Annotated in this window: 16 protein-coding genes; all 16 read left to right on the top strand. The window is 55.3% G+C overall.

What is annotated here, in order from left to right; translation table 11 throughout:
• Positions 1–20: 20 nt before the first annotated feature.
• A complete protein-coding gene (tssH, locus tag DG357_RS16285) occupies positions 21–2,675 on the top strand; it encodes a type VI secretion system ATPase TssH (RefSeq protein ID WP_088204743.1) in 2,655 nt (884 codons plus the stop codon).
• The gene (locus DG357_RS16280) at positions 2,672–5,050 is read left to right on the top strand and encodes a type VI secretion system Vgr family protein (RefSeq protein ID WP_088204744.1); all 2,379 of its coding nucleotides are present in this window, start codon (positions 2,672–2,674) and stop codon (positions 5,048–5,050) included. The genes tssH and DG357_RS16280 overlap by 4 nt, the downstream gene beginning before the upstream one ends.
• Positions 5,051–5,053: 3 nt before the next feature.
• Entirely contained in the window at positions 5,054–5,836 is a 783-nt protein-coding gene (locus DG357_RS16275) for a DUF4123 domain-containing protein (RefSeq protein ID WP_088204745.1), read from the top strand.
• 119 nt (positions 5,837–5,955) lie between these two features.
• Positions 5,956–6,489: a DUF3304 domain-containing protein gene (locus DG357_RS16270; protein WP_088204746.1), complete on the top strand. Its 534-nt coding sequence runs from the start codon at positions 5,956–5,958 to the stop codon at positions 6,487–6,489.
• Between the two features lie 181 nt (positions 6,490–6,670).
• The gene (locus DG357_RS16265; protein ID WP_088204747.1) at positions 6,671–7,204 is read left to right on the top strand and encodes a DUF3304 domain-containing protein; all 534 of its coding nucleotides are present in this window, start codon (positions 6,671–6,673) and stop codon (positions 7,202–7,204) included.
• On the top strand, positions 7,192–9,645 hold the full coding sequence (locus tag DG357_RS16260; RefSeq protein ID WP_088204748.1) for a T6SS phospholipase effector Tle1-like catalytic domain-containing protein: 2,454 nt from the start codon (positions 7,192–7,194) through the stop codon (positions 9,643–9,645). The genes DG357_RS16265 and DG357_RS16260 overlap by 13 nt, the downstream gene beginning before the upstream one ends.
• A 14-nt stretch (positions 9,646–9,659) precedes the next feature.
• The gene (locus DG357_RS16255) at positions 9,660–9,917 is read left to right on the top strand and encodes a PAAR domain-containing protein (RefSeq protein WP_025912756.1); all 258 of its coding nucleotides are present in this window, start codon (positions 9,660–9,662) and stop codon (positions 9,915–9,917) included.
• A gap of 5 nt (positions 9,918–9,922) precedes the next feature.
• On the top strand, positions 9,923–11,050 hold the full coding sequence (locus DG357_RS16250) for a hypothetical protein (protein ID WP_224222659.1): 1,128 nt from the start codon (positions 9,923–9,925) through the stop codon (positions 11,048–11,050).
• Positions 11,028–14,483 (top strand): ImcF-related family protein, encoded by a 3,456-nt coding sequence (locus DG357_RS16245; RefSeq protein ID WP_088204749.1) that lies wholly within the window; start codon positions 11,028–11,030, stop codon positions 14,481–14,483. The genes DG357_RS16250 and DG357_RS16245 overlap by 23 nt, the downstream gene beginning before the upstream one ends.
• The gene (gene tssA / locus DG357_RS16240; protein ID WP_088204750.1) at positions 14,483–16,084 is read left to right on the top strand and encodes a type VI secretion system protein TssA; all 1,602 of its coding nucleotides are present in this window, start codon (positions 14,483–14,485) and stop codon (positions 16,082–16,084) included. Before DG357_RS16245 ends, tssA begins: the two co-directional genes overlap by 1 nt.
• 41 nt (positions 16,085–16,125) lie before the next feature.
• Positions 16,126–17,880, top strand: a complete 1,755-nt coding sequence (tssF, locus tag DG357_RS16235; RefSeq protein ID WP_088204751.1) for a type VI secretion system baseplate subunit TssF — start codon at positions 16,126–16,128, stop codon at positions 17,878–17,880.
• Positions 17,844–18,929 (top strand): type VI secretion system baseplate subunit TssG, encoded by a 1,086-nt coding sequence (tssG, locus tag DG357_RS16230; RefSeq protein ID WP_088204752.1) that lies wholly within the window; start codon positions 17,844–17,846, stop codon positions 18,927–18,929. Before tssF ends, tssG begins: the two co-directional genes overlap by 37 nt.
• Positions 18,907–19,452, top strand: a complete 546-nt coding sequence (gene tssJ, locus DG357_RS16225; protein ID WP_088204753.1) for a type VI secretion system lipoprotein TssJ — start codon at positions 18,907–18,909, stop codon at positions 19,450–19,452. Before tssG ends, tssJ begins: the two co-directional genes overlap by 23 nt.
• On the top strand, positions 19,452–19,907 hold the full coding sequence (tssE, locus tag DG357_RS16220) for a type VI secretion system baseplate subunit TssE (protein WP_049000899.1): 456 nt from the start codon (positions 19,452–19,454) through the stop codon (positions 19,905–19,907). Before tssJ ends, tssE begins: the two co-directional genes overlap by 1 nt.
• 14 nt (positions 19,908–19,921) lie before the next feature.
• Entirely contained in the window at positions 19,922–20,392 is a 471-nt protein-coding gene (locus DG357_RS16215) for a hypothetical protein (protein ID WP_088204848.1), read from the top strand.
• Between the two features lie 65 nt (positions 20,393–20,457).
• Positions 20,458–20,856: a YdcA family protein gene (locus tag DG357_RS23045; protein WP_167401636.1), complete on the top strand. Its 399-nt coding sequence runs from the start codon at positions 20,458–20,460 to the stop codon at positions 20,854–20,856.
• The last annotated feature ends 33 nt before the right edge of the window (positions 20,857–20,889 follow it).

The raw sequence follows: 20,889 nt of genomic DNA, 5'->3' as shown, positions 1-20,889 counted from the left end.
ACCGACAAAGAGAGAATCTCATGGAAAATCCAGCCATCCTGTTACGTCGTCTGAACCCTTACTGCGCCCGCGCGATGGAAGGGGCGGCATCGCTCTGCCAGACCCGTGCCCATGCCGAAATTCTGCCGGAGCACTGGCTGCTGAAGCTGCTGGAGCAAGGCGAGGGGGATCTCACTGTGCTGGCACGCCGCTACGAGTGGGATATGGATGGCATCTGGCAGGATCTGCTCGGCTGGCTGGATAAACAACCTCGCTCCGTGCGCCATCGGCCCCAGCTCTCAGAAGACATCCAGACTCTGATGCAGCAAGCCTGGCTACTGGCCTCACTCAATGGTGAAGAGCACATTCGCAGCGTCCATCTGCTGATGGCGCTGGTGGAAAAACCAAAACTGGCGCGTTGTGACGGCCTCTGGCCGTTGTTAACGCTTGGCCAGAGCCAGCTGGAGCGCCTGAGACCGTTGCTGGATGCGCAATCGGATGAGCGTCCGGAAATACAGCGCGAAGCTGAGCTGGCACAGAACCACGGCGGTGAAGTGGAGTTTGTCGGGCGTCCGGCTGGTGAGGAGATGGAAGAGGGGGAACTGAGTCCTGCACTGCAGAACGCGCTGGACAAATTCACCCTCGATGTCACCGCCAAAGCGAAGGAAGGGAAGATCGATCCTGTGTTTGGCCGTGACACAGAAATCCGGCAGATGGTGGACATCCTTTCTCGTCGCCGCAAAAACAACCCGATTCTGGTCGGCGAGCCGGGCGTGGGGAAAACCGCACTGGTTGAAGGTCTGGCATTGCGTATTGCCGAGGGTAATGTGCCGGAATCCCTGAAAACGGTCACTCTGCGTACCCTCGACCTGGGCCTGCTACAGGCCGGCGCGGGCGTGAAAGGCGAGTTCGAACAGCGGCTAAAAAACGTCATCGATGCGGTGCAGCAATCACCGTCCCCGGTCCTGCTATTTATTGATGAAGCGCATACCATCATCGGCGCGGGCAATCAGGCGGGCGGCGCCGATGCAGCGAACCTGCTAAAACCGGCGCTGGCGCGTGGCGAACTGCGTACCATTGCGGCCACCACCTGGTCTGAATACAAACAATATTTCGAGCGCGACGCGGCCCTGGAGCGTCGTTTCCAGATGGTAAAAGTAGATGAGCCTGATGACGACAGCGCCTGTCTGATGCTCCGTGGTCTGAAGTCCCGCTACGCCGAGCACCATAACGTGCACATTACCGACGATGCGGTACGCGCGGCAGTTACGCTTTCTCGCCGCTATCTGACGGGCCGCCAGCTGCCGGACAAGGCGGTTGACCTGCTCGACACCGCCGCAGCGCGTGTCCGCATGAGCCTCGACACCGTGCCGGAGCAGCTGACCTGCATTCGCTCGCAGATCACCTCTCTTGAAATGGAGAAGCAGGCACTGCTGGAAGATATTGCTGTAGGCAATCAGAGCCATGGTGAACGCCTGACCGTCATTGAGCAGGAAGAGAACGATCTTATCGTTGCTCTCGACGAGCTTGAAACACAATACGGGCAGGAACTGAAACTCACCGAACAACTGCTGGAAAGCCGCCAGGACATCTCCCGTCAGAGCGAGACGCACGCGCTGCAGCAGGAACTGCACGGCATGCAGCACAGCAACCCGCTGCTCTCGCTAGATGTGGATGTGCGCACCGTTGCCAATGTGATTGCTGACTGGACAGGCGTTCCGCTGTCATCGCTGATGAAAGATGAGCAGACCGAACTGCTTACCCTGGAAGATGAAATTGGCAAACGTGTGGTCGGGCAGGATGTGGCGCTCGCGGCCATCGCGCAGCGCCTGCGTGCGGCAAAAACGGGTCTTACATCTGAGAATGGCCCTCAGGGCGTATTTCTGCTGGTGGGCCCGAGTGGGGTGGGGAAAACCGAAACCGCCCTGGCTCTGGCGGACGTGATGTACGGCGGTGAAAAATCACTGATTACCATCAACTTGTCCGAGTACCAGGAGCCTCATACTGTTTCCCAGCTGAAGGGCTCCCCTCCGGGTTACGTTGGCTACGGTCAGGGCGGTATTCTCACCGAAGCCGTGCGTAAGCGACCGTACAGCGTGGTGCTGCTCGATGAAGTCGAAAAAGCGCACCGCGACGTGATGAACCTGTTCTACCAGGTGTTCGACCGTGGCTTTATGCGCGACGGTGAAGGTCGTGAAATCGACTTCCGCAACACCGTTATTCTGATGACCTCCAACCTCGGCAGCGACCACCTGATGCAGCTGCTGGGCGAACAACCTGAAGCCACCGAAGGCGATCTGCACGAACTGCTGCGTCCGATCCTGCGTGACCACTTCCAGCCCGCGTTGCTGGCCCGCTTCCAGACCGTGATTTACCGTCCGCTGGCGGAAGCGGCCATGCGTACCATCGTGGAAATGAAGCTGTTACAGGTCAGCAAGCGCCTGCATCGCCACTACGGCCTAACCACGCAGATTAATGAGAGCCTGTATGACGCCCTGACCGCCGCCTGCCTGCTGCCGGATACCGGGGCGCGCAATATCGACAGCCTGCTGAATCAACAAATTCTGCCGGTGCTGAGCCAGCAGTTGCTGACCCGTATGGCCGACAGACAAAAACCACGGTCGTTACACCTGAGCTGGAGCGAAGAAGAGGGCATTGGCCTGGAATTTGACGTTCAGGAGGGAGTGGACGCATGAGCAATAATCCTCCGTTAAGGTTCAGCCATAACCACCACCTGCTGGCGGTGAAAGGCTGTGAGTCCGCGCTCGACGTGCTGGCGTTTGAAGGCGATGAAGCCCTGAGCACACCGTTCCGCTACCGTATTGAATTCACCAGTGGTAACCACGCCATCAGTAAAGAGATGATGCTGATGAAAGGGGCTTCCCTGACGCTGCAGGCCCCGGTAGACCAGGGTTACGGCATCAGAGTGCAGCAGGCCGTGCGCACCCTTCAGGGGGTGGTGACCGGCTTTGAACGCCTCGGCACATCAAAAGACGAAACCCGTTATGCCCTGATGCTCCGCCCACGACTGGCACTGCTTGACCGTTCGCACCAGAACACGATTTACCAGGACATGTCGGTCCCGCAAATCGTGGAAAAAATCCTGCGCGAGCGGCACGGTATGCGCGGTCAGGATTTTCTGTTCTCGCTCACTAAAGAGTATCCGCGCCGTGAGCAGGTGATGCAGTACGGCGAGAATGACCTGCACTTCATCACCCGCCTGCTGGGTGAGGTCGGTATCTGGTTCCGCTTCACCACCGACACGCGACTGTACATCGACGTGGTGGAGTTTTACGACAGCCAGCAGGGGTACGAGAAAGGCCTGACCCTGCCGTCGGTACCGCCATCGGGCCAGCACTCGCAGGGCGTGGATTCGGTGTGGGGGATGGAGAGCCATTACAGCGTGGTGCAGAAGCAGGTCAGCACCCGGGACTACAACTACCGTCAGGCCACGCAGGACATGAACACCGTGGTGGATGCGACCCGCGGAGATGTCACCACGTACGGGGATGCCTACCACTGGGCGGATAACTACCTGACGCCGGGCAGCGCGCATGACCGCAACCCGGCGCCCGAGTCCGGGGCGTTTTATGCCCGCCTTCGTCATGAACGCTACCTGAATGGCCAGACACGGGCACGGGGCATCACCAGCTGCCCGACGCTTTTTCCGGGGCAGGTACTGAAAGTGACCGGCGGGTATGAAGTGGCGGACGTGTTTGCGCAGGGCGTGGTCATCACGGCGATGCACACGGATGCCAGCCGGGATAAGGACTTTGCGGTTGATTTTGACGGTATTCCGGACAGTACCGATTTTGGTTTCCGCCCGGAGCCAGGCTCACGCCCGGTGATGGCGGGCACACTGCCGGCCCGCGTCACCAGTACCACTGAAAATGACACCTACGGTCATATCGATAAGGACGGGCGCTACCGCGTCAACATGCTGTTTGATCGTGACAGCTGGGAGACGGGATTCGAAAGCCTGTGGGTGCGCCAGTCACGCCCGTATGCCGGGGACACTTACGGCCTGCACCTGCCGCTGCTGGCGGGCACCGAGGTGGCGATTGGCTTTGAGGACGGTAACCCGGACCGGCCGTACATTGCCGGCGTGCTGCATGACTCGGCGCACGGCGACCACGTCACTATCCAGAATTACAAACGCAACGTCCTGCGCACCCCGGCGAACAATAAAATCCGCCTTGATGACGAGCGCGGAAAAGAGCATATCAAGGTCAGCACCGAATACGGCGGCAAGAGCCAGCTGAATCTCGGACATTTAGTGGATGCTGCGAAGCAGCAGCGCGGTGAGGGGTTTGAGCTCAGGACGGACAGTTGGGGTGCCATCCGTGCGCAGAAAGGGATTTTTATCTCGGCGGACGGTCAGACGAAGGCGCAGGGCCAGGTGCTGGATATGGCATCAGCAATCAGCCTCCTGAAAGGGGCGCTGAACCAGGTCACAGAATGGGGAAGCATCACGCAGACTCATCACAACTTTTCGCCTGATACCGATCCACTGAGAGAGTTCGTTAACGGAGCTGAGGGGCTTAAAGCCCCTGCGCTGCTGATGTCTGCCCCGAATGGTATAGCCGCCGTTACGCCTGAAACCACACTAATGCACAGCGGGAACGGTCTTTACCTGCAGAGCTTGGGCGAGGTCAATATAACATCAGCACAACGTCATTCGGTCAACGCCGAAAAAGCAATTTCTATGCTGGCACAGAAGGAGGGAATGCGGCTGGTTTCTGGAAAGGGCCCGATGACCCTGGAATCCCACGCTGACACCTTATCGCTGACCTCGCTTAAGGACATTACCGTGCAGTCAACGCAGGGGCACCTGCAGATTACGGCGAAAAACGGTATCACTATTGGCTGTGGCGGCGCGTATATACGGCTTTCGCCGCAGGGAGAGATTCATATTCACGGGCCAGGGCTTCTGAGTCTGAAAGGTCAGCACAAGATGCTAGGGCCGCAGAGTGAAGATTTTCCGCTACCGGAACTTCCTTCCTCAGTCTGCAAGGAGTGTCTGAAACGGGCACAGGAAATGGCTAAAGGGTTTGTGCCGAGGGAGAGTTAATAAGTGCTGAATGAATATTCTGAAAACCTGCTGGAGAGCGCTCGACGGCTTTGCCAGCAGATTGGACACACCTATATCGATGTCATTGTTGATCAGTGTAGTGTGGATTATTCAGTCATTCCGGCGTTATTAGGCTTTTCTCCGGAGATAAAATGGCAGTCGCTGTATAAGGGTTTACCGGAGGATATTTATCCCGAAGATGCGCCTCTGCTGGTGCGGGTTATGTTTGACGATCTGCAACAATGGAACTGGCTCCAGGCGCTTGCAAAAGAAATATCCTCAACGTCACCTTTACTGATTATATGTTCGCCATGGACATTGTCTGGATTAGGTAAGTGGCTTACTGAAATTGTTAATGCCCGCCAGGAAGGCAGAGAAGGTGTTTTTCGGTTCTGGGATACTCGTATTTTTTCTTATCTTTTTACGGATATTTTGGGCGCTGAACAGCAGGAGCAACTTAAAAGACCCGTAATAGGCTGGGGATGGCAGGATCGTGATGGACAGTCGGTATGGCTTACAGGAAGCGGGAAAATCCCGAAGCGCGACGAGCGCGCTAAGCAAGTAGATTTCAGTGATAAGCAATATGAAAAATTTATGTGCTTATGTGATGCAAAACGTTTTATTGACCAGAAGTTACTAATGACAACGATGTTTGCCTCAAAGGAGGCTGAATTCAGGGCGTGCTTTGAGGGAATGGTGAGCGCTACCCAGTCCGGCGTATTGTTCGACGATGAACGTGATGCCTGGGTGATCGACTATTTGACCCGATTGCATGCCGGAATTTGATAATGAAGGTGCTGGAAGTATGTTCTAAGTAACCACGGATTTGGTCTGGTACCTGCCTGAATTTCCGGCTCAGGTCCGGCAGGTGTAAGAGTGGACGACGCAATACAAGGAAAATAAGGATGAAGATAACAATATCAGGCGTATTACTGGGTGTTTTCTTACTGGCCGGATGCAGTCAGCCAAAGGCTGAGGCGCAAACGCAGAGCGGTGGTACGGGAACAATAAAAGCCATCAACCATACCAAATGGGCCATCAATCATTTCAGCGTAAACGGTCAGTCGGGCATAGATGCTATCGGGCCTTTTGACGGTGGCGGAGGTGGTTGCTGCTACGGCGTGCCGGCAGTCTGGAAACCAGGAATGACGGTCAGAATTGACTGGGAAACAGGAGTCGGGAGTTCAGATGATTTTCCCGGATATGAGGATGAAAAGAATTTTTTGGAATGGGCAAAAAAAATAAAGGATCAGCATCGCCAACACAGCAAAACAGTACCACTGCCCGATTATACAGGACAGGAGACCTGCGGTATTACGGTACATTTTTTACCCTGTGATGACGTAAAGGTAACAACCAGCTGCTGGTCACCTGCTAATGCTAATTATCCAATCAAACTACCGCTGGAAATGAAGGAGCCGAAAGTATGTCCGAAGTAACCACGGATCTGGTCTGGTACCCGCCTGAGTTTCCTGCTCGTGGCAGCAGGCTTAAAGCCTGTCGACCATAACCTGAACAGAAATCTATCCCGGACCAGAAATGATTTAATTATGTCAGCCGACGGCACAACTAAATGATTTTACCTGTAAGAGTGGACGACGCAAAACAAGGGAAATAAGGATGAAGATAACAATTTCAGGCGTATTACTGAGCGTTTTCTTACTGGCCGGATGCAGTCAGCCAAAGGCTGAGGCGCAAACGCAAAGCGGTGGTACGGGAACAATAGAAGCGATTAACCATACCAAATGGGCCATCAATCATTTCAGCGTAAACGGTCAATCGGGTATTGATATTATTGGTCCATTTCAGGGGGGCGGCGGGGGATGCTGTTACGGTGTACCTTCAGCCTGGAAACCGGGAATGACAGTCAGAATCGACTGGGAAACAGGAGTTGGAGGAACAGAAGGTTTTCCTGGTTATGACCACTGGGATGAATACTTAAAATGGCAGAAAAAAATGGATTCATTTAAACGCCAACACAGCAAAACAGTACCACTGCCAGATTATACAGGACAGGAGACCTGCGGTATTACGGTGCATTTTTTACCCTGCGATGACGTAAAGGTAACGACCAGTTGTTTCACCTACGGTAGTCCGTCCTACCCGATCAAACTACCGCTGGAAATGAAGGAGCCGAAAGTATGTCCGAAGTAACCACGGATCTGGTCTGGTACCCGCCTGAGTTTCCTGCACAGGGACGTCTGCCGTCGCATTCTGTGCTGGTTGGAAAAAACTGCAGGCAGCAGGAAAGTCTGGAGCGTGCTTATCGCAATGAACTCTGTCAGGCTAAAAACAAGCTGGTAGATATGCCTTGCTGCAAAACTCTTCATATTAGTTTGTTCTTTGATGGCACCGGCAATAACCTGAACAACGATCTCTATTTGTCTGACCCAAAACATCCAACCAATATCGCTCGTCTTTTTCGTGCCACGATCGGCAATGGGACTGTTGGTGGGGTGTCTTCCACTGCCGGGTTACTCGATTCTGATTCTGGTCTCAAGGGGAGCTATTATAAATATTATATCCCTGGCGTCGGGACACCTTTCCCAGAAATAAACGATCTTGATTATTCGTCCTCGGGGCTGGCCTTTGCCAAAATGGGGGAGGACAGAATTAACTGGGCGTTGCTGAGAATAATTGACGCATTAAAACGTTCTTTAGCTGCTAAAAATGACGATAGCAGTAAACTTTCGGATAGTGCAACACGTGCTGCCATTGAAGCAATGGCAACGTCGTGGGCCTCCTTTGGTTTAACCGGGAGCCATAATCGTTACGAAACGTTTACCGATGAGCTAAAAAAGCTGAAGCCTTTGCTGGGTCCTGCGTTGCAGCAACCGAGCCCCACGCAGCCAAAGCTGTTGGGGATTAAGCTGTATGTGTACGGTTTCTCTCGCGGGGCGGCCGCAGCGCGTGCCTTTGTCAACTGGCTGAGCGAGCTGCTACCCGTACCAACAGGCAAAGGCGAAAAGCCCGAGCAGTGCCTGATGGTTGATGAATTGAAAATTCCCGTCAGCGTGGAATTTCTGGGGCTGCTGGATACCGTGGCGTCCGTGGGGGTTGCGCATGTAGCCCCGGTGGCGGAAGGGCATATGTCCTGGGCCGACAACACCCAGGAGTTGCCAAATGAAAAAACTTACGGCGGACTGATTAAGAATTGCGTGCACCTGGTATCTTCGCACGAGCAGCGTCTTTGTTTCCCGCTGGACTCTATTCGTCGCGCTGACGGTCAATATCCGGCAAACAGTAAGGAAATAGTTTATCCGGGGATGCATTCAGATATTGGGGGTGGGTACCCACCAGGCGATCAGGGGAAAGCAAATGCTACGCATGATGGCAATTTATTATCTCAAATAGCTTTGCACGAACTCTATGCTGCTTCCTTTTCAGCAGGAGCTCCGTTAAAAGTACCTGGTAACACCTTAAATTCGGAACTTAAAAAAGATGTCTGGCGAATTTTTGATATAGAGCAGATGAATGAATTTGCAATATCACCGGAACTCGTTAACCGCTTCAACGCCTGGCGAGAACTCACACTTAACCTTCCTTCCTCAGGCAAAAAAATAGCTGACGAAGAGGCTGCAGAATATGATCCTCCTCGGGCGACAGTCAGTCTCGAAAAAGCCTTTGAAAATCAGATAGCCTGGATCACCGCGTGGCGAATCGACCGCTATGCCAAAGGCACCATGCTTACTACGCCGTTTTACCTTCGGGCATCGGATAAAGATGGCACCCCTGGGGCGCAGGAAACGTCCAAAGCTAAACGGGATCTGAAGCAGGGGGCGGTTGAGGCCCGACGGAAAGAAAAAATCGCCAGCCAGCCTGCAGATAAAATGGATGAGTTAGTGTTGGAAGCCGGGATAAAGGACTTTGACCCGGATATCGCTCAAACCCAGCTGAAGCAGGCCGCGGTGGAGTTCGGCGAAGATTATCGACAACAGCTCCGCAGCCCGACCAGCATTGGGCAACTGGTGCTGGCGGCCATCCCGCACAACAGCATATTTTTGCTTAATATCGATGACAGGCCGCGAGAATATGGCCTGATCAAAGCTTCAGCCGACACGAAGGTTGCGACATTGTTCCCGCCGCTCGGAGAGGCCTCAAACGCTGACACCCCGGCCGGGCTGGTCAGAGCGCTTTTTGACGATCAGGTACATGATTCCCGCGCGTGGTTTATGCATTACGCGCTGGGAACGCGTGAGCCCTGGGGGAGCTACTTCCTCTACCGGATGATCTACTTCGGTGATAACTGCAATAAATCGCTCTCTCCGTTGACCATTGCCGGTGACGTCGTTGGGGCCGCCACGGTGGTGGGTGGGGTGATATTCAGCTTCAGGCAGAAAGGCACGTCGGCAAAACTGGCTGGCCTTGCCGCAACGGCCGGGCTATTCACGCTGGAATCGCAGGCAGTGGATTACCTGACCGGACTGGCTATCCCAATGGTCGACAACGCTGATGCGTTAAAAGCCTTTACCACAGAGCCTGGCGTGGTCACGGCGCAACAGACCGCAGCAATAGGTGAAAAGCGCCTGGAAATGGCGAAATCAATTATTCAGTCCGGATGGCTGGAAAAAGCACAATCGCTGGTGACAACCTGAGCAGGAGGCAGTGAATGAAACAGGTCATTCGAGAGGGAGATACCCTGAAGGAGTATGGCGGTAAGGTTCTGGGTGGCCACTATCTCTGTTTTGGTAAAGGGATAGCCGCTAAAGGGGATGCGGTTAAATGTAACAAGCACGGTATGACGATCATCGCGGAAGGCAGTTCACTTTCAGAGGTCGATGGTCAGCCTGTCGCCCTGCATGGACATCGCTGCGCGTGCGGCTGCACGCTGGTGAGTTCCTTCCCTGATTTTGGTATCGAACAGTGAGGAGCGTGCCGGAGTATCCTGTCTGGGAAACAGCCAGAGCACCCATAACCCGTCGCTGGCTGCAGGCAGGGTCATTTATTATTTTACTTGCCGGAGGCGCTGGGGCGTTGACTGGCGAGGCAAATCGCAGCGCTGCGGCTTTTGCGGTAATGGGCTTTTCTCTGTTCTCCATCGGTTTTCTCTGGCTGTGCCGACTGCTTTATTACCGTTTATCTTTGCACCATGCAATGGCCTGGCAACGCAACGTCAGGCACGAGCAGAGTCTGTGGTGGGAAGAACATCAGAGCCTGCTTGGGCTGCAAGACGTCCTGCTGCTTGGCCCGGCAGGTGCGGAAACGGTGGACTGGCAAAGGGTGCTTCGTCGTATTCAGCGCCCCCCTGATGAACGGCTCGAGTCTGGTGGGAAAACGCTGCGTATTGCCCGAACCTTCTCCGCAGAGAGCCAGGAACGTGAGCAGCAGCTGGTTCGCGCACTGGTGATGCAGTGGAAGACGAGCCCACGCGGTATGCCGCGGTCGATCTCGCAGTGCTTTTTTCTGGGAGATGCCCTCGTATGGTCAGCTTTTTATGCACAAATGAAGGACTCTTTTCCAGGGGTTGCATTGCCAGACCAGCCAGAAAGCTGGGAGGGAGAGGCGACGCTTGCGAGATTGACGGCCCTGCTTCGGGAGGATGCGAAAAGCCAGTATCTTGTGGTTGGATGCGTTTCATGCCCCGCTTCACCTGATAGCCTGTTGCCCGCAGGGGAGTCTGCAGTACTGTGGCTGATAGGCACTGACGCACCAGTGGTGATGCCTCGGGGGGAATATTATGACGCCTCAGATCCAGACAAATTGAGCATCGTCTGCGAACGCGCGGTCACTCAATGTGAACTTAAGGAGGAGCCAGCCGCCTGCATTTTGTTTTCGCATCCTCAAATTCCCCAGATGAACGAGTGTGGCTGGAACACCACCCATAATCTTCAGGATAGCTATTGGGGAGTGCCGGGAAGCATGGAACCTCTTATTGTTATTTCTCTTGCCGCTCTTTTTGCTCAAAACGAAGCACAGCCTTGCGGCTGGATTAGTACCGATCCTCAACATACCCTCGCTCTTGGAATTGTAAAGCCACATGGAAAAGGAAAACGCCCTTAAACCAGACGCAAGTATCTCGACTGCCGTAACGGTGATTATCGCCCTTGCTGTTGTCACTTTGGTGATACTTTGTGGGGGGCTTCTCTACTGGTATTTCGCTGTTGATGTCTCGCTGGGCTGGGAATCAGTTCGGCCCCTGCTTATTGTCTGCGGTATTGCCTGGATTGCGTTAGTTTGCCTGATTGTGCTGGGCTTTCTCGGCGTTCAGCTTTGGCAGATATGTTATGTCAAGACGCTCTCGACGCGAGGAGGGAGAGAGAACCACCGTAAGCAAAAAGTAAAACAGCAGGGATTAAAAGCTGAAATAGCGCGCTCTTTGCGCAAGCGCTACACCCTTTTCTGGCGCCATAACGTCCGCCTGCTGCTCGTTGCCGGTGATGATGCCGCGATCGAACAGCTTATTCCAGGCCTGCAACAGCAGCAGTGGCTTGAAGGCAACCGTACCGTGCTGATTTACGGCGGAAGTCTGACCTCTGAGCCTGACCGAGAGAAATACACCGCGCTACGTAAACTGCGCCGCGGACGCCCGCTGGACGGGATTGTTAGGGTGATGCCGCAATCGCTTAATCTGACTCCACAAATCAGCGATAACGATTTACGCGGGCTTGAAAAAATCAGCGAACTGCTGCGCTATTCCGCGCCGGTCTGGTTATGGCAACTGTGCGACAGTAAATGGTCACAGGCTAAACGCACTGAACAGCCGGTCGGGGCCAGTTTCCCGATCCGTGCCAGAGCCGACGACATTACCCGACAGCTTGAAATGATGCTGCCCGAACTACGGGCGCAGGGCGTGAACCAGATACTGGAGAATAACAACCACGATTTCCTGCTGCGTCTTGGCCAGCATCTCAAAGACGGCGGTATCGCCCGCTGGGCTCAGCAACTGCTGCCATGGCTCTCCGACGTTCAGCAGCGCGTTCCGCTGCGCGGCCTGATGTTCAGCCTGCCGGAGAATAAATCTGCTGATACGTCAGGAGGAAAAGCCGACGCTGAGAAATATGTTCCAGAGTCACAACGCCATGCCCTGACTCTGCCGGTGACATGGCAGGGGATTGTTGACGACTGCACCCGTATCCGCGGCCGCCGGGTCGGTATGGCATGGGAACAGACGCTCGCCTGGATGCTGGCGGCCATCATAGGTCTCTGGGGGGCGGGGCTGTTGGTCTCGTTTATGCTGAACTATGGACAAATTACCTCAGTAGCAGGAAAAGCCCGCAATCTGGTTGAACATCCTTCGGTATCCGACTATCAGCTGACGGCGCTGCATGCACTGCGAAACGACGCCGGGCGCATGTTGCACAATATTCAGGAAGGCACGTCCTGGTATCAGCGCTTCGGTCTTGACCATAATCAGCAACTGCTAAACGCGATGCTGCCCTGGTACGGCGTGGCGAACAACCGGCTCATACGCGACCCGGCAAATGCTGCCCTGGCGCAAAAGCTCACAGCGCTGGTCAGTTCAGCGCCAAACAGCGACCAGCGGGCGCAGCTGGCGAAACCGGGTTATGACCAGCTGAAAGCCTGGCTGATGATGGCTCATCCGGATAAAGCCGACGGTGCATTTTACGCGCAAGCGATGAAAACCGTGCAGCCGACGCGTATGGGCATCTCAACCGGGCTATGGCAGAGTCTGTCGCCGGATTTATGGGCCTTCTACATCTCTGAACTGCCAAAGCAGCCACAGTGGAAAATCACCCCTGAGGCGCAGCTGGTCAGCCAGAGCCGTCAGGTGCTATTGCAGCAGATTGGCCGCCGCAACGCAGAAAGCACGCTGTACGAAAACATGCTCAAATCTGTACGCCGTAACTTTGCCGATGTGTCTCTGGAGGACATGACCGGCGGTACCGATGCCCGTCGCCTGTTTACCACCGATGAAGTCGTACCGGGCATGTTCACCCGCCAGGCATGGGAGGGGGGGATTCAGCAGGCCATTGAGAAAGCGGCAAGCTCGCGCAAGGATGAAATTGACTGGGTATTGAGCGATTCCCGCAAAGCCGTATCGGCGGATCTCTCTCCGGAAGCGCTCAAAGCGCGCCTGACAGAGCGTTACTTTACTGACTTTGCCGGCAGCTGGCTGAACTTCCTCAACAGCTTACGATTAAATCCAACAAACAATATTGCGGACGTTACCGATCAGCTGACGCTGATGAGTGATGTCCGCCAGTCGCCGCTGATTGCCCTGATGAATACCGTCGCCTGGCAGGGGCAGACCGGCCAGAAAAGCGAAGGCCTTTCGGACTCCATCATCAAATCGGCTAAAGACCTCGTCGGCGGGAAAGACAAACCGGCGATTGACCAGTCAGCGTCAGGCCCACAGGGACCTCTGGATGAAACCTTCGGCCCGCTGCTTCAGCTTCTGGGTAAAAACAACGGCAGTAACGTCATGTCGGCTGACAACTCTCTGAGCCTGCAGACCTATCTGACCCGTATTACCCGCGTGCGCCTGCGCCTGCAGCAGGTGGCCAGCGCCTCAGACCCGCAGGAGATGATGCAGACCCTGGCGCAAACCGTATTCCAGGGCAAAAGCGTGGATCTGACCGACACCCAGCAGTACGGCAGCCTCATTTCGGCAAGCCTTGGCGAAGAGTGGAGCGGTTTTGGCAGCACGATGTTTGTGCAGCCTTTGACCCAGGCCTGGGAGACCGTGCTTCAGCCGTCGGCAGCAAGTCTGAATGACAAATGGAGTCGCTCAGTTGTGGCTAACTGGCATACGGCATTTGACGGGCGCTTCCCGTTCGCCGCGAGCAAGAGTGATGCCTCTTTGCCCATGCTGGCCGAATTTATACGTAAGGACAGCGGGCGTATTGAACGCTTCCTGACGACGGAACTCAGCGGTGTGCTGCATAAAGAGGGCAGTCAGTGGGTACCGGATAAGGTTAACAGCCAGGGGCTGAACTTTAACCCAACGTTCCTGCGGGCGATTAATCAACTGAGCGAGCTGTCAGACATTCTGTTTACCGATGGCAGTCAGGGCATTAGCTTCGAGCTGCAGGCGCGCCCGGCACCGCAGGTAGTGGAAACTCAGTTGACCATTGATGGTCAAAAGCTGCACTACTTTAACCAGATGGCCGACTGGCAGTCCTTCCGCTGGCCGGGAGACACATACAAACCAGGAACAATGCTGACCTGGACCTCGGTCAACGCCGGAGCGCGTCTGTTTGGGGATTACAGCGGGACCTGGGGCTTTATTCGCTGGCTGGATCAGGGCAAGCGGCAGCAGCTTGACCGCAGCCAGTGGATGGTAAGTTTCACCGCCCCGGATGGTCGTACTCTGCAATGGGTACTGCGTTCACAGCTGGGCAGCGGGCCGCTGGCATTACTGGCACTGCACGGCTTCACGCTGCCGGATCAGATCTTCAGCGTTGACAGCGCGGCCACGGCTCAGGCGCTGATGGCCAACACGGAAAATAGTGACATGGATGGAATCGAATAATGAGCACTCTTCAGAATCTGGTTGCCGCCTGTCAGGCGGACGAAATTGAACTACGACAGCAGGCGCAGGTACGAACAGAAAGCTGGCGGCCCTGGCTTGCCCCTGTCAGCGACACCAATCCTACAGGGGAAGATCCGGGTTATGACGATGATTTCCAGCGTATCAGAGAGGAGGTGAGTAAACTCTCCGGCATCGATACCGGGCTGATTTGTACGCTTGCCGAAAAACTGCTGACCACCACCGCCAAAGATATCCGGATTGCCACCTATTACTGCTGGGCGCGTCTGCACCAGGACGGGGAAACCGGCTTTGCCGAAGGGCTTGAACTGCTGGCAGGATTGCTGCAGCGCTACGGAGTGCAGCTTCATCCGCAGCGGGAGCGAAGCCGTAAACCGGCGCTGGAGTGGCTCGCAGGCTCTCGTCTGCTCGATAGCCTCTCCCTCTGGCCGGAAGTAGTGCGCAGCGATGCTCAGCGCACTGCCGGTGCGCTGTTGCTCATCCGCGACAGTCTGGAGACAGAGCCGGAAACGTCACGGCCAGAACTGAATGCGCTGTTCAGCGCGCTGGAATCCCGCTTGATGAAGGCTGGTGGCGTAGATGCTTTGGTTCCTCAGAACGCCAGTGACTCGTCTCAGCCACAGATCTTATCGCACGTGACAGAACATGATGCGCCCGTCCTGAGCCGCATTTCGTCCGGTCAGGATTTATTGGCTCAGGCCCGTACCCTGGCAGGGTATTTGCGTGAACAACCGGATGGATGGCTTCCCGCACACCGGCTGATGAAAAGCCTGCGACATGACACGCTGAGTGCTATTCCGGCGCCGGATGCCGAAGGGAAAACGCGCATCGAACCGCCGCGGGCTGACCAGCGGGCCATGCTCAAACGCCTTTACTTGCAGCAGAGTTGGCTGGAGATACTGGAGCACGCGGACAGCACCTTCTCGCGTGGCGCCAACCACCTCTGGCTGGATTTGCAGTGGTATATCCATCAGGCCCTGGTGAAATTGGGTCAGAATGTGCTGGCCGACATCATCGCCGCCGACCTGAAAGGGCTACTGCGTCGCCTCACCGGGCTTGAAACGCTGGCCTTTAATGACGGTACGCCATTTGCTGATGAGGTCACGCTGAACTGGATAAATCAGAGCGTGCTGGACGATATGTCCTGCTGGCGTGATGAGCGAGTCAGTACTGCCAGTGAGGCGGACAACGATATTCTGACCCTCGAACAGGAAGCGCTTGAGAAGGCGGACACGGATGGCCTGGATGCCACGCTTCACTGGCTGCAGACTCTCCCGGGCAACGACTCCACGAAAGACAAATGGCTGCTGCGCCTGCTAATGGCCCGCGTGGCGGAACAAAAGGGTAAGAACGAACTGGCCCTGCATCTGCTGGGGGAACTCGATGGCGCTGCACAGTCAATCACTCTTACGCAGTGGACCCCAGCGCTGTTATTTGAAGTGAAATCGCGCCGCCTCAGACTGCTGCGTATGAAAGCCACCCGCAGCGAAACCGATAAATCTCGGCTTCAGCCCGAGATGGATCAGCTTCTGGCCGGTCTGATTGCGCTCGATCCGGCAAGCAGCGCGGTGCTCTGCGGGTAAAACGCCTGGCCTACCTTTAAAATTCATCTATTCAGGTTTTTATGGACGATTTAACCCTGCGTTACTACGACGCTGAAATGCGCTACCTGCTTGAAGCCGGCGAAGAGTTTGCCCGCGCGCACCCCGAGCAGGCAGCAATGCTCAACCTCGATAAAGCGGGCGCGCGCGACCCGTACGTGGAACGCCTGTTCGAGGGCTTTGCCTTCCTGATGGGGCGATTGCGTGAAAAGCTTGATGACGACCTGCCTGAACTGACAGAAGGGCTGGTCAGCCTGCTCTGGCCGCATTACCTGCGCACCATTCCGTCGATGTCGGTGGTGGAGTTCACCCCTGACTGGCGCGAGATGAAAGAGCAGATGCGCATCGTCAAAGGCTTTGAGGTGAACTCAAGGCCGATTGGTGAGAAGGGCGCGCGCTGCCGGTATACCACAACCAAAGAGATTACTCTCCAGCCGTTGTCGCTTGAGCACGTCCGCCTGTCGACTGACCCTGACGGACGTTCGGTTATTAGTCTGCGGTTTAACTGCAGCCATCTCGCCGACTGGAGCCGTATCGATCTCAGCCAGCTCCCGTTCTACTTCAACGCAGATGCACCACTAGCCTGCGCCATGCATGAAGCCTTTACTATGAACACGGCGCGCCTGTGGCTGCGGATGCCGGGTGATATAGACAGAAGACCGTTTGACGGCTATTTCGCCGTGCTGGGATTTGACGATGATGACGACCTTTGGCCGAAGGGGAGCAGTAGTTTTAGCGGCTATCAGCTGCTGCTGGAGTACTTCACCTTCCGCGAGAAATTCATGTTTACCGGCTTGCGTGGGCTGGAGACCGTAGTCTTTCCGGCTGAACTCCCCTGGTTTGAAATCGACGTGGTGCTGGCAGAACGCTGGGAGCATGATTTCAGCTTTACCGAAAAGCATCTGCGCCTGAACTGTGTACCGGTGATCAACCTGTTCCCGCTGGAATCTGACCCGCTGACGCTCAACTCCCTGCAGACCGAATACATGCTGCGACCGATGCGGGTGCAGGACGGCCATACTGAGATTTACTCTGTGGACTCGGTAATGTCATCCAGCCAGCATACCTACGTGCCGTTCTCGAGCTTCCGTCACAAAGGCGGCATGATGCGTCATGAAGCCCCGGAATATTATTATCACACTCGTGTGCGGCGCGGCCCGTCAGGCCTGTACAACACCTGGCTTATTCTGGGCGGTGAAGCCTTTGATAACCACACGGTACCAGTAGATGAAAGTCTGTCCCTGACGCTCACGGGCACAAACGGCCAGCTCCCGCGGCGAGCGCTGCAGAGCACCGTGCTCGATACAGTGATGAAAACGACTTCAGCCAGTATTGCCGTGCGCAACCTGTGTGCGCCAACGCTGCCCTGTTATCCCCCAGCACAGGACCGTTTTCACTGGCGTGTGCTGAGCCACCTCGGCAGCGGGTTCCTGTCAATGATGGATAACGCCGACGTGCTGCGCGGCACGCTGGCGCTGTACGAGTGGACTGACAGCGAGATGAACCGCCGTCGTCTGGAGGCGATTATCGACGTGAAGCACAGTGAAACGGAACGCTTTGAGCAGGGGTACCTGGTGCGCGGGGTGCAGATTGAGGTGACGCTGGACAGCCACGGTTTTGCCGGGCGCGGCGACATCTGCCTGTTCGGCGAGATGCTGAGCCGCTTCTTCGCGCTCTACACCGATATCTATCTGTTTAACCGCCTGATTATTATCCTGCAACCTACCGGAGAACGCCTGGAATGGGAAGAGAAGCACAACCGCCGTATTCCCGGCTGACCCCGCGGCTGGAGGCCGATCTTCAACGCATCAACTTTTATCGTTTATGCCAGCTGCTGGAGAAGCGCCAACCGGACCGGCCGCTGATGGGCTCAACCAGTCACCCCGCCGATGATCCGGTACGCTTTGTGCCGCATCCGGGGATGGGGTTTCCGGTTAGCGAACTGAGGGCTGTCGAATATGACGAAGAGGATGACAGCAGGCCACCGCGCATCCGCACGACATTTATGGGCATGTACGGCGTCGATTCACCCTTACCGACGGCCTATCTCGATGACATTACCCAGCGCCGGGAAGGGCATGAGGCGCTGCAGGGCTTTCTGGATATCTTCAGTCATCGCATCCTGACGCAGTTCTATCGCATCTGGCGCAAATACTCTTATCCGGCCACGTTTGAGCCTGGTGGAACCGACAGCATTTCGCAGTCGCTGCTGGGTCTGGTGGGGCTCGGTATTCCCGGCACCGCAAACCACATTGCCACACCGGTGTCACGCTTTCTGGCGCTGCTGGGTGTGCTGCAGCAACCGGGGAAAACCCAGGAAGGGATGCAGGCACTGGTGAGCCTGCTGGCCCCGGATACCACCGTGAAGGTCAGCCCGTACTGCCTGCGTCCGGTGGAGGTCTGTCAGCCACTGGGTTTTTGCGGTGATGACGATTTTCTTCTGGATGGCAACACCCCACTTGGCGATGAAGCGATGGATGCCAGCAGCCAACTGCTGATTGCCCTGTCCACTGAAAACGAAAAGGAATCGCAGGGCTGGAAACCGGACGGTCTGCTGTATCAGGACTTTCTGGTGATGCTGCGTGTCTACCTCGGCTGGCGTTTTAAGGCAAAGATCACCCTCACCACTCTTACCCGCCTGCTGGCCGCTCCTCCGCTCGGCGAAGGACCTTTCTGGCTGGGTATGAACGGGGTGCTGGGTGCAGAGGGGCAGAGCCTTCCGGATGATATACCTGAAACCTTTACGACAGGGCTGGGTTATTACAGCGGGCTGGAGCCTGCGAAACCGCAACAAGGAAACCGACGTGTTACGTACAAGTTTAAATAAAGCCACGCGCTGGCTAATGCCTCTGATGGCGCTCACTTTGACAGGCTGCGGGGTGACCCAAAGCGTCACCGACTGCACCAAATCGGCGTTTACTTCCGTGTTCTATAAAAAAATTAAAATCCTGCATCTGGATTTCACCGCGCGTGAGGCGCTGAACACCGACTCCCGCGAAAATAACTCACTGTCTGAGCCTGTTGTGGTGCGGGTTTATCAGCTTAAAGACCGCAAAAACTTTGATAAGACGGTTTACCAGCAACTGCTACAGGATGATGCCAGCATTCTGAAAGACGACATGCTGGCCAGTCGTGACGTCGTGGTGAAGCCGGGCGGGGATGCAAGCCTTGATATGCCGATGGAAGAAGAAGCGCAGTTTGTTGCGGTAGTGGGACTGTTCCGCCATCCGGACATGACTAACGACACCTGGAAGCAGGTTATCAAGCGCAGCGATCTGGATCCGGATAAACCGCGCATTCTGGAAGCCGGCGATAACCATCTGACGCTGCAACCGCTTAAGGACGACTGATGCCCCAGGAACATAACACACCTTCGCTCTATGAAATGCTAACCGGAAATTTTACCGGCGGCCTCGAGCTTAACCAGGTCAGTGAGCAGAACCAGGTGATTTTATCGGTACTTGATAACATGCAGCGCGTTCTCAACTGTCGCGCCGGCACGCTGGCGCATCTGCCCGACTACGGGCTGCCTGATATGACGAAAATTCTGCAGGGTATGCCTGGAACGGCCCATGAGCTTATGGGCACATTGTCTGCCGTCCTGCTCAAATATGAACCCCGACTGAAAAAAATAGATGTGGTTCTGCTGGAGCAGGACGTACCCGGCGAACTGCGCTATGCCATTGACGCTGAACTTAAAGGGGTTGGGCTGGTGCGCTACGGCACCGAGTTTATGCCCGAAGGACGGGTTCTGTTGAGGCACCTCAGGCAGCAGCAGTATCTCGACACGTCAACGCGTATATGAGGTCAGTTAGCACAATGTCAATAAAATCACAGTTCCTGAAAAAATTGCAGGCCAGACAACCTGCGCCGGCTTTGCCTTGCAGCAAGAGTCAGATAGACATAGCTGAGTTTCGCCAGCGAATGGAGCGACTTCAGACGCAGATGGATGAGTGGCTGACAGGTACCGGACTGAACGTGGAGCCGCTGGCGGCATCCGTTTCGGATCTGATGGTTGAGGGAGGGGCTTTCAAGATTTCCGGTATCGTTCTGCGTTATGACAACCGGGCAGTAAAATTTATGCCGGTATTTTTGTATGGTCAGGGCGTGGCTGGCTGTGTCGAGATAACATTCTGTTCCGGGAAAAATGTTATTCCTCAAGGCCGCCTGTTCATGCGGGTTAGGGGAGTGAGTAACTGGACTTATAGTCCCCTTGATACATCGCCTGAGTCTGGACAACGATTTGATGAAGCTATTTTTTTCGGTCTGATTTTAGCGCTGTTGCCATAGCGTTAATATTCATCCCCTTTATTAGTTACTCAGCACTGGACCGCGAAACAATCATGGAAGCAATAATGAAAAAACTCAGCCTCTTTCTAATGTTGAGTGTGTTTTTTACCTTACAGGCTGAGGCTGCACGAGGAAGACAGCCCTGTTCAGGTTCAAAAGGAGGAATTGCACATTGCACCTCGGATGGTCGTTTTGTCTGTAACGACGGCAGTTTTAGCCAGTCGAAGCGATTCTGCTCCGGGTACGGTAACGCCATAACTCACCAGCAGGAAAAGCCTTCCCTTCCCGCCAGTAAAACACGGACGAAAAAGACGGTAACTCAGAAAAAGAAGGAGCAACAGGCCCTGGCAGAAAGCGACGAGCCGGTCAGTACGCAACCCCGTCAGCCCACATGCGCTCCTCTCTATATGGCAAACAAGCCCGGCTTCACCCATTTACCGATTTGTTCAGGGAATCAGTATTAATCCATGTGAAAGAGATTCTTTGCCACGGTGTGG

It is taken from the genome of Enterobacter bugandensis, from assembly GCF_900324475.1.
Taxonomy (GTDB): domain Bacteria; phylum Pseudomonadota; class Gammaproteobacteria; order Enterobacterales; family Enterobacteriaceae; genus Enterobacter; species Enterobacter bugandensis.
The sequence above is the reverse complement of the archived record's forward strand: the minus strand, read 5'-3'. Positions and strand labels throughout refer to the sequence as shown.